Genomic DNA, 11,880 nt, shown 5'->3' with positions numbered 1-11,880 from the left:
CATCTAGATGCGCAACTATAAGAGTGATGCGGTGTGATTTTCACAACTTACCGCAGTTCGGATGTACGTTGCTATACCACATGCCAAGTAGCGCATGTGCTTTGGTATCGCATTAGGTTGATTCTATAGCGGTATCAAAGATCAGCCGAAATCCCATTGCATACTGCTTCGGCGGTTGCCATCGCTGCGGTCCAGCCCAAACTACCGTGTCCGCTATTCAACCATAATCGTTTGTGGTATGCATTGCCTACATAAGGCAAGTTCGAGGGAGTAGCAGGTCGTAGTCCAGCCCACGATGTGTATCGATTTATTGATACTCCGGGAAGATGCCGATGTACCCATTGCTTGAGGTAGGCGATGCGCTGCGGGTTTAGCTCGAGATCGTAATTGTTCAGTTCGGCGATGCCTGCTATGCGCAGTCGTTGCCCTAAGCGACTTGCAACTATTTTATACTGGTCGTCAAGCAACGAGACTTTAGGGGCGCTCATCTGCGATTCATCATCGTCTAACTCTAAGGTAATTGAATAGCCTTTGAGTGGGTAGATATGCAACAGTATACCTATCTTTTTCAATAGCAACGGTGTATAAACGCCTAAACAGCACACCACATGGTCAGCACGAAAATCACCTTGACTAGTATCGATCAGACTCTCTCGATATTTTAGTTTTAAGTCCTCTATACGAGTGTTATATAAAAACTCTACGCCGCGCTGCTTGCATATACGCTCTAGTTCTAGGCAAAACAGTCTAGCATCTCCTACTGCATCTTCCGCACTATAAAAGCCGCCGACGATATGCTCAGAGAAAGCCTTCAATGCCGGTTCTATCTCTATTATTTTATCTTTGTCTACTGTTGTTCGTATTTGTGGTGCAACTTGCCTGAGTAAGGCAGTTTCGTGTTGTGCGATTTTATAAGCGGTGTTATCAAAATAGAAATGCAATATCCCCGACTTTGAAAGATCAAATTTCATATCGATCTGCTCGAATAGTTGATAATACAGTTCTTGCGAGCGCACGCACATCTTTGCTATGCGTATTAGATTAGCTTCGGCAACGGCGGCTCGACAGTTGCTGATAAAATGATATATCCAGCGCCATTGGCTAGCTGAAAAATGCAATTTGAAAAACAACCCACCTTTATTTTTAACCAGGCTTTTGTATAGATGAAAAAAGACTGATGGATGTGCCATTGGTAGCGCATTGCTGACTGAGAGTTGTGCACCGTTGGCATAACTTGCACCCATAGCAGGCTCAGGTTCTCGCTCTATTACAGTTACATTCATACCTCGAGCGCTCAACTGATAAGCGGTAGTTAATCCGGCGATACCTGCTCCTAGAATAAAAATATGCACATCAAATTTATCTTTGGTCTAAGCTAACTATACATTATTAGATATTTTATTACCAAATATTACAGTAGCATAAACGCCTCATTGGCTTTTCGTGGATGATGCATTTAGCGTATTATTGCTAAAGTTTCGCAACAAGTAAGGTAGACACACTACCGCGGGCTACCGTGGCATACCGCGCATTATATTTTCAACCATTGCGACAGCTTCTGTCTCGCTTGCTCTACTCCTTGTTTGTTATGAGCGGAGAATAATTGCACTGTTGCACGATAGTTGCTTAAGGCAGCCGATGTCTTGTCAAGACATTGTGCGGTTTTGCTTTGCTTTAGTTTGTCGATTTTGTTGAGTAACACATGGAAGGCGATATTGTCTAGCCAGTGTATCACTTGCCAATCGTTTTCCATAAGTGGACGGCGGGCATCCATTACAATGACAACACCCTGTAAACTCTTGCGTTCAGCGAAGTATTGGCTAATGGCAACTGACCATTTTTGCTGTTCGGTTGCGGCTGCCCGAGCGTAGCCGTAGCCGGGTAAATCAACTATCCGTTTACCTGCTTTTACCGCAAAGAAATTGATCATTCTGGTGCGCCCAGGAATTTTGCTAGTCCGGGCGAGTTTGGGACGAGTGCAAATCGCATTGAGCGTACTTGATTTGCCGGAATTGGAGCGTCCGATTATTGCGACTTCGTTGCCGTCATCGTGCGGATATAGCTCAGGGCGTATCGCAGATTTTAGAAAGTGTGTCTGCTGGAAATAGTTGCTTGACATCTTTATGCAATATAATCGTGTGCTATTTGCTACTCGGTCATCTCCTGCGCTTGAAAAAATCAATTAATATAGTGCTACATTTATCTTCAAGTACGCCGTGATGAACTTCAAAGCGATGATTAAACATGGCAAAGTCTCTAAGGTCTATCGCACCACCTAGCGAACCTTGTTTGGGATCTGATGCACCGAATACCAGCCGACTTATGCGCGCCTGTACCATTGCCGCAAAACACATTGCGCAAGGCTCTAAAGTAACATAAAGCGTAGTTTTGAGCAGACGATAATTATCTATGCTTTGGCAGGCTTTGCGTAATACCAGAATCTCTGCGTGTGCCGATGGATCGTTCATTTCAATCGGACTGTTGTGACTTTTAGCCAACACCGCATCGTTTAAGGTTACCACCGCACCAATCGGCACCTCACCTTTGCTAAGTGCGATGTTGGCTTGCTGCAATGCTTGTTCCATAAAAGCAGTGTCTGTGTTGTTAGTCATAACCGCTGGCGTATAGTCACTTCGATGGCTGATTAAGAATTAATGTGTAGTAAATCTATTTTCCGCTCATCTGGTCGTACCGACCTGATGGCAACTTCTATTACTTGTCCTATTTTATATATTTTGCCACGGCGCACACCCCTTAAGCGGTTCTTGGCCTCGTTAAACTCGTAAAAATCATCCTTCAAAGATTTTACATGTAACAAGCCACTGATTCTCAGCTCGCTTAGTTCAATGAATAGTCCGAAGGCAACAACTGCAGTGATTACGCCGGTATATTTTCGTCCCATTTTGGTTTGTGCTAGTAGACATAAAAAGTACTGTTCTAAATCTCTCACCGCTTCGTCGGAACGACGTTCGGTCATCGAGCAATGCTGTCCTTTTGATTCAAGTTTGTCTGCACCATACAGATAGCCGGCGGTTGAGTTCAATACTGCGTGTATAGCACGATGCACCAATAGATCCGGATAGCGGCGTATTGGTGAAGTAAAATGTGTGTAGTGTGTCAAAGCCAACCCGAAATGTCCTTTCGTTGAGGGCGCATAAATTGCCCGTTGTAGCGAAGATAAAATCATGGTGTGTATAATCTCTTTGTTTTCGTGTTCAGATGTCTGCTCTACTATACGCGCTAAGTCTTGCGACTTGGTGCCAGTTAAACGCAAACCTAAGTCGCGCAGAAAATTATTGAGCTGCGGCAACAACTCTTTTTTCATGCCTTCGTGCACGCGACTCAAAAAACACAAATCCTGCGACGATAAATAACGCGCGGCGGCAATATTCGCACAAATCATAAACTCTTCTATCATGCAGTGTGTATCGTTTCTTTCCCACAGCATTACTTTTTCTATGTGTTGTTTTTTGTTAAAGCATAATAGCCTTTGTGGAATATCCAAATCCAGCGCACCTCGCAGTTGGCGAGATTTGCGCAATGCTTTGTAGAGCTTAGCAGTGGTTAATAACATAGAGGATACTTCGGCAGAATCAAAAAAACCAGGCGGGTTTTTGTCAAAAAAGGTCTGTACCTGATGATATGTCAATCGGTAGCGAGAACGGATTAATGCTTTGCTAAAGTGGTATTCCGACAACTGTGCTTGATTATCTATGACCATTCGACAAACTATCACTGGACGGTCTTCGGCTGGCAATAAAGAACATAAGCCGTTTGATAGCAACGGTGGCAACATGGGTAGCACTCTACCTAGTAGGTAGGTAGAATTACCTCGCCTAAGCGCTTCTTTGTCGAGTAGCGATCCAACGCGCACATAGCTGGCAACATCGGCTATAGCCACCCATAAAACTGTGCTGTCACCTTGCGGTTGGCAATAAATAGCATCATCAAAGTCTTTAGCATCTTCACCATCTATAGTCACAAAAGGCAAATGTCTAAGATCTGTTCTATCTGCTTCGTTGATAATATCGTCGGAGTGCGCCGCACATTTTTCCAACTCAGTCGCTGTGCCCTCCTGCCAATCATCATTTAGACCGAAGCGATTTATTATTTGGTCAATTTCCGAATGTGTATTAGATTTGGACATTATTTAATATTTTTAATAATCGTCATAGAGCTCGGAAAGGTCATTAGATTATACAATATAAACTTATGTTATGCGCACGCACAGCACTCGCTCGATAGGTATTCTAAACTGTGCCTATCATTAGGATGCTACGGTGTAGAACATACCTTATAATAAGGGTTTAATTATTAAGAAAGATGCCTTTACTCAACATAGCTTTTTGGTTTCTAGCGGGTATGATAGTTGGCTGGTTTTTAGCTACCACACCTGATAGCGACCGTGACTACATAGCACAATCTATTACAAAAAATCAGTCCAAGCAAAATATAGCAAGGATACAATCTGCGACTACAGAAGGCAATGAGATAGCAAATGTTCCTATAGAGGACTATAACGAAACCGATATCATTGTCATAGAGCAATTTGAAGAATCGCTGCAAGAAGACCAAAAGCAAGCAGTCATTATTTACCAACAAGAAGTGCGCACAGGTAACGACATTGCCCAGCAAATGCGCAATCGCCTGATTGCACGCATCGTTGCATTGATGCGTTCTAATCAATACGAAGAGGCACAGCAACTGATAACTGCGTACTTAGATAGCAATGCTTACGACACAGAGGTCTTGGTGTTGCAAGCGCGCTTATATCAGATCGTTGGCCGTCATCTAGAAGCACTCGGTAATGCCTATGACGCAAAAATATACGGCGACCAAAGCGTCGAAGGGCAAGCTATAGATGAACTCATAACTGAGATATTAGATGAATACGAGCAGCAGCTAACTGAGAAAAGAGATTGGGACGCTCTAGCTACCCTTTACGGTTTAGTGGTAGAAAAAGATTATAGCGAACTTCAATCCTCTTACTATTACAAACTGGCACACGCTCAATTCAAGCTAAGCGATTACTACACTGCGCTTGCCAGTGTCAGTCAAATTGTTGGACATCCTTTATGGAATAGAAAAGCCTTATATCTGCAGAACAATATAGAAAAATTTATTGAAGGCGAGGGCATCGTCGCCATTCCGATAGAACTGACTGAGCCTCATAAATATATAATAATTGCAACGATTAACGATACTATTGAAGCGGAACTGCTAATTGACACTGGAGCATCTCTATCAGTGCTTAGAGAAAAGTTCGTTGATGATGTTGAGTTGCCTATTAAAGATGAGGAGCCGTTAACATTAACCACCGCTAGCGATACCGTAGAAGCGCGCACTATAAAATTAGATAGTTTCGGCATCGGCGATGTCAAATTTGCCGATATGGCTATAGGTGTTACCAAAATGCCCGATGATTTTCTCCCTGACGGTCTGCTAGGTATGGATTATCTAAGCGAGTTTCAATTTAACCTAGACCAAGAGGCTTTAACGCTTTACTTATATAGCTTATAAACGGATAGATGAGCTTCTCAGTTAGGGTTTTATAGTGAAAGAGATTATACACACTTACATATCCTCACTTATTAAATTCTGTGACTAAAACTTTCTAGTGTCCCCATTTGTGTTTACACAGCATCGCACAGCAGTATGGTGTATAATCCAGTAATTATTGCAGACGCGAATCAAACAACTAAAAGTTTATAATCTCATATTGAAAATGAAGATACACAAAATAGTTGACAAGCTCCTCGTAAGAGTAGATAGAATGAAATTCACAAATCAATTTTTACTATTTATATTCTTAGCAACTATATTGTGGCAACCTGCGATTGCGCAGGAACCTTTGTTGCCTGCTTGTACTCAGTTCATAGAGGACACTGATAACGACGGTGTCTCAGCGGCTATGGATATAGATAAAGATGGAGATGGTTTGATAGAACTGTGTAGCTTAGAGGGGTTGGATGCGATACGTCATCAGTTGGACGGCAGTGGCTATAGAGCGAGTAGAATCGCGACCTCAATAATGACAGGTTGTCCTGAGGATGGATGTCGTGGCTACGAGTTAGTTCGGAGCTTAGACTTTGACGATGCTGGTAGTTATGACAGTGGGCGCATTAATACGGCGTGGATAACGGCTCAAGGATGGCTACCGATAGGTGGGAGCTTTCAACCATTGAATGCGACATTTGCAGGTAACGGCCATACGATATCTAACTTAATGATAGATAGATCTGTTGATGGGGTAGGTTTATTCAACACGATAAATTTTGATTCTAGAATTATCAATGTTGGTCTGTTAAATGTAGATATCACAGGACGCGGTACCGTGGGTGGTTTAGTCGGCGCCAATGTTGGTGGTATAACGAACAGCTATGTGATAGGTGATGTGACCGGGAGCGGCATGCAGGTAGGCGGTTTAATCGGCAACAATAATGGGAGTATAACGAACAGCTATGCTAGAGTTGATGTGACTGGGAGCAGTCAGCAGGTAGGCGGTTTAAGCGGTAGCAATATTGGGAGTATAACGAACAGTTATGCGACCGGCGATGTGATGGGACAGTCAAGTACAAGTATAGGCGGTTTAGTCGGCGCGTCCGATGGCACTATAACGAACAGCTATGCGACGGGCAATGCGATGGGACAGTCCAGTATAGGCAGTTTAGTCGGCTTCTTATCTGGCACTATAACGAACAGCTATGCGACGGGTGATGTGAATGGACAGATAGGCACTTTAGTCGGCACTGATTTTGGTGTTATCGACAAAAACAGTAGTCAACAGACCATTGAGGCACTACTGTCGCCTACTACGGCAACTGGTATATATAGCGGGTGGGAAACTTCCAACTGGGATTTCGGTAATGGCTCACAATTCCCAGCACTGAAATATGCCGGTGCCGATCTCAGCAACCCAGCGTGTGGTATGGCTGGGCAACCCGAGTGTGGTAGTTTATTAGCCAATCAATTTCCCATGCCGAGCAGCGATGCGAGCTTAAGTGGTTTGGAGCTAAGGCAAACGAACGAAACACTGCTTCAACTGGATGAGAATTTTGTGTCGACAACGACAACCTATACGGCGAGGGTAGCAAACACGGTAGCACAAGTTCGAGTAATGCCAACAGCGAATCACCCTAATGCGAGTATCCGAGTGGATAGTGAAGCAGTGGTGAGTGGTGAAACCAGTAGAGATATTGAGCTAACGGAAGGCGGCGTGACAATGATTACGATTGAAGTCACAGCGCAGGACGGCATAACGATGGAAACTTACACGGTGGCTGTGTCTCGTGCACTGAGTAGTGATGCAAGTTTAAGCGGTTTGGTATTAACGCAAACGGACGCAACACCGATTCCACTGAATGAGACCTTTGCGCCGACAACAACGACCTATACGGTGAGTGTGTCAGCAAGGCAAGTGCGAGTGATGCCAACTACGACTGATGATAATGCAACTATCACAGTGGATGGGAGGACAGTGGCTAGCGGTACTATGAGTGACAGTATTATGTTAGCTGCAGGTAGCGTTACAACGATTCCGATTGAAGTCACTGCACAGGACAGAGTCACAATAAGGAATTACGCGATAGTTGTGACCCGTGCAACGAGTAGTGATGCGAGCTTGAGTGATTTGGAACTCGTGGATAATCAGGGAAGAACGATAAATCTATCTCAAGATTCATCGACGACCTATGCGGTAACAGTGTCAAACACATTGGCGCAAGTGCGAGTGAAGGCAATAGCGACCGAAGGTAGTCAATCAGTGATTATGGTGAATGCCGATAACTTTGTCACAGAGACTGTGGTCAGTGGTGCTGAGACTACTGCGTTTGTTCCTTTAGAGGAGATTGGTGCGCGTACCATAATCAATGTGGTGGTGACGGCACCGGATGGAGAAACAGAGATAACTTATAGCATAGCTGTGGTTCGTGTCACTGGTTTCGCTTTATGGCGAGATTTTCCCGGGGGTGCCATAGCGGTTTGTGATGACGCCGATATAGATAACGATGACGACGGTTTGATAGAGATCTGTTATCTAGAGGATGTCGATGCGATTCGTTATCGTTTGGATGGTTCGGGTTATCAACCATCTAGCACTGCTACTTTAGTCACTACTGGTTGTGGGGGAGGTGTCGGCAATGCTACCTGCAACGGCTACGAGTTAGTGCGCGACTTGGACTTTAACGACGATGATAGTTATAGAGATGCGCCAGCGAATAAATCTAGTTGGACAACGGGTGCCGGCTGGCCTTATATAGGGAGTGAGTCTGCCGGTGAAACTTTTTTCAGCGGTATCTTAGAAGGCAACGGTCATATTATCGCCAATTTATTCGTCAATGCTCCAACTGGCGATAAGCGATACGGCAGATTCATCGAGAGGATTAGTGGCACAGTGCGCAACTTAGGGCTTAGGGATGTCGATATTACTATAACGGCAGGCAGGGAAAGAGGTGCTATTTTCACTTATACGTTAACCAAAACAGGTCGTATTACAAACTGTTATATCACAGGAGTATCCAATTATCGCGGTGCCAGTAGTTTCTCCACTTTTGTGCGAGACAATAACGGCAAGATATCTAATAGCCATGTAAATATTGAGTTTAGCGGCCTTATGCACGGGTTTTTCGTCGGTGAAAATCGTGATGAATCAGGCGAGTCTGAGGTCTCCAATAGCTATATTATTGGGGACGCCAGAAATGCCACCATTGCCCTTGATGGTAGCCGAGCTTTTATGCGCACGAATCGAGGGGTCATAGAGAATGTATATTATGCGGTTGAGACCAATCCACGCACAGGTGGACGCGCTATAGCGCAGGATAATACAGGGACCATTAGAGGGAGTTACTTTGATAACGATAAGTGGGGAGGAGAAGATCGCGTTAGTGCTGCTAGTAGTAATATAATAAACTCACGCGGATATAGCACGACAGACTTGCAAATGCCAACAGCAGCGAACCCTGATAATGCGGATAGCCCATATTATCAGTGGAGTGAAGATAATTGGTCATTTAGAACAAGCACGGAATATCCGCTACTTAAATATGGCAGCGGTGATGATCAAGATAACAATCCCGCTTGTGGCAATTCTCAGCAACCGCAATGTGGCACTTTATTGCGCGGACAAGGAATTTCGCCTGACGCAACCTTAGCTGCTCTGGTGCTAACCAATACTGACGGTGATATGATTAAATTGATGCCTGCTTTTGTGCCAACGAGGACTAGCTATACGGCAGGCGTATTGCATACGGTAGCTGAAGTGCGAGTGATGCCAGTAGCGACCGAAGGCATGATGGCAACGATTATGATAAATGGTGAGACTGTAGACAGTGGTGATTCATATAACATCAGATTAGGGGAAGCTGACACAGATACAGATATAGAGATAGTCGTGACCGCACCAGACAGAAATACGATGAACAGCTATACGATGACTGTGAGATCTGTGAGCCAAGCACTGAGTAATGAGGCGAGCTTGAGCAGCTTAACACTAACCGATACTGATAGAGATACGATTGAATTGATGCCTATTTTTGCGTCAACGAGGACTAGCTATACGGCAAGCGTAGCGCATACGATAGCTGAAGTGCGAGTGCTGCCGGTAGTGACCGAAGGCACGCTGGCAACGATTATGATAGAGGGTGAGACTGTAGATAGTAGTGATTCATATAATATCAGATTAGGGGAAACTGGCACAGATACAGATATAGAGATAGTAGTGATCGCCCTAGATGGAACGACGACGAATAGTTATACGGTGACAGTGAGTCGAATGCCGAGTAGTGATGCGAGCTTGAGTGATTTAGTGGTATCGTCAGGCACATTAAACCCAGCCTTTAGTAGCACAACACGGAACTATACAGTGAGCGTTGCAAATGCGACGCAAACAATAACAGTGACCCCGATGGCGAGTCATCCGAGTGCAACTATCACGGTGAATAATATAGCAGTAGATAATGGCAGTACAAGTAATGCCATTCAATTAGTCGAAGGTGATGTCACCACGATTATGGTGGTAGTGACTGCTCAAGACGACGCAACAGAGGAGCGCTACACGATAACAGTGAGACGAGCGGCGAGTGCAGATGCGACTTTAAGCGCATTGACAGTATCGTCAGGCACACTAAGCCCGTCCTTTAGTAGCACGACACGGAACTATACAGTGGGCGTTGCAAATGCGATGCAAACGATAACAGTGACCCCGACGGCATCTAATGCCGATGCAACTATCACGGTAAATGGTAATGATGATCCAAGCCAGCCTATTGATTTAGTCGAGGGTGGTGACACGATAATTACGATAGAGGTGACCGCTCCGGATGGGATGACGACGAATACTTATACAGTGACTGTGAGCCGAGATCCGAGTAGTGATGCGAGCTTGAGTGATTTAGTGGTATCGGCAGGTACACTAATCCCGGCTTTTGGCAGCACGACACGGAGCTATACAGTATCAGTAGCCAATGCGACGCAAACAATAACAGTGACCCCGATGGCGAGTCATCCGAGAGCAACTATCACGGTGAATGGTAATGATGATCTAAGCCAGCCTATTGATTTAGCTGAAGGTGATGCCACGATAATTACGATAGCAGTGACTGCGCAGGATGAAATGACGACGAGTAGCTATGTAGTAACAGTGAGTCGAGCGCCGAGTACAGATGCGACTTTGAGCGCATTGACAGTATCGGCAGGCACACTAAGCCCGGCCTTTGGTAGCACAACACGGAACTATACAGTGAGCGTTGCAAATGCGATGCAAACAATAACAGTGACCCCAATGACGACTAATGCCAATGCAACTATCACGGTGAATGGCAATGATGATCCAAGCCAGCCTATTGATTTAGTCGAAGGTGATGTCACGATAATTACGATAGAAGTGATTGCGCAGGATGGAATGACGACGAGTAGCTATGTAGTAACAGTGAATCGAGCGCCGAGTACAGATGCGACTTTGAGCGCATTGACAGTATCGGCAGGCACACTAAGCCCGGCCTTTAGTAGCACAACACCGAACTATACAGTGAGTGTTGCAAATGCAACGCAAGCAATAACAATGACACCGACGGCATCTAATGCCAATGCAACTATCACGGTGAATGGTAATGATGATCCAAGCCAGCCTATTGATTTAGTCGAGGGTGGTGACACGATAATTACGATAGAGGTGACCGCGCAGGATGGGATGACAACGAATAGCTATGTAGTAACAGTGAATCGAGCGCCGAGTACAGATGCGACTTTGAGCGTACTGACAGTATCGGCAGGTACACTAAGCCCGGCCTTTAGTAGCACAACACGGAGCTATACAGTGAGCGTTGCAAATGCGACGCAAACAATAACAGTGACCCCGATGGCATCTAATGCCAATGCAACTATCACGGTAAATGGTAGTGATGATCCAAGCCAGCCTATTGATTTAGTCGAAGGTGGTGCCACGATAATTACGATAGCAGTGACTGCGCAGGATGGAATGACGACGAGTAGCTATGTAGTAACAGTGAATCGAGCGCCGAGTGCAGATGCGACTTTGAGTAGTTTAATGTTAACAGATAGGGTGGGTCAGACTCCGGTTATAGTAGAACCAGATATTTTTGATGAGCAAACATTTGAGTACAGTGCACGCGTGCTAGATACGGTGTCGACGGTTACAGTGACGGTGTCGGCGACTAATGAGAATGCAGAGATTAGAACGGATGGTGTTGAATTGGAAAGCGGCACAAGTTTTGATGTGGCATTGGGTGATCGAGGTTCTGCCACAGTTATAGAGATAGAGGTGACTGCGCAGGATGGAGAGACGACTACGACCTACACGATAACCGTGAATCGTGCTACGCCACCAGCGTCAGATGATGCGAGCCTCTTTGATTTAGCATTAAT

At 45.0% G+C, this 11,880-nt stretch carries 6 protein-coding genes; 2 read left to right on the top strand and 4 right to left on the bottom strand.

Annotated features, from left to right (window positions below):
- Nucleotides 1-134 precede the first annotated feature (134 nt).
- The 4 genes from GDA45_06230 to GDA45_06215 form a co-directional block, all read right to left on the bottom strand.
- Nucleotides 135-1,352: an FAD-dependent oxidoreductase gene (locus GDA45_06230; protein MBC6414459.1), complete on the bottom strand. Its 1,218-nt coding sequence runs from the start codon at nt 1,350-1,352 to the stop codon at nt 135-137.
- Between the two features lie 179 nt (nt 1,353-1,531).
- The gene (locus GDA45_06225) at nt 1,532-2,119 is read right to left on the bottom strand and encodes a YihA family ribosome biogenesis GTP-binding protein (protein MBC6414458.1); all 588 of its coding nucleotides are present in this window, start codon (nt 2,117-2,119) and stop codon (nt 1,532-1,534) included.
- 37 nt (nt 2,120-2,156) lie between these two features.
- Nucleotides 2,157-2,612 (bottom strand): tRNA adenosine(34) deaminase TadA, encoded by a 456-nt coding sequence (tadA, locus tag GDA45_06220; GenBank protein ID MBC6414457.1) that lies wholly within the window; start codon nt 2,610-2,612, stop codon nt 2,157-2,159.
- A gap of 32 nt (nt 2,613-2,644) precedes the next feature.
- Nucleotides 2,645-4,147: a VacB/RNase II family 3'-5' exoribonuclease gene (locus tag GDA45_06215; GenBank protein MBC6414456.1), complete on the bottom strand. Its 1,503-nt coding sequence runs from the start codon at nt 4,145-4,147 to the stop codon at nt 2,645-2,647.
- Between the two features lie 176 nt (nt 4,148-4,323).
- On the opposite strand from GDA45_06215, the gene GDA45_06210 reads away from it, so the two are divergent.
- Nucleotides 4,324-5,520, top strand: coding sequence for a clan AA aspartic protease (locus GDA45_06210; protein MBC6414455.1), 1,197 nt, complete (start codon nt 4,324-4,326; stop codon nt 5,518-5,520).
- Between the two features lie 253 nt (nt 5,521-5,773).
- A partial coding sequence (locus tag GDA45_06205; GenBank protein ID MBC6414454.1) for a cadherin-like beta sandwich domain-containing protein occupies nt 5,774-11,880 on the top strand: 6,107 nt, incomplete at its 3' end.

It is taken from the genome of Chromatiales bacterium (genome assembly GCA_014323925.1).
In the GTDB taxonomy this organism is placed as follows: Bacteria; Pseudomonadota; Gammaproteobacteria; order Poriferisulfidales; family Oxydemutatoraceae; genus SP5GCR1.
Note: the sequence above shows the minus strand (reverse complement) of the source record. Positions and strands in the feature narration are given on the sequence as shown.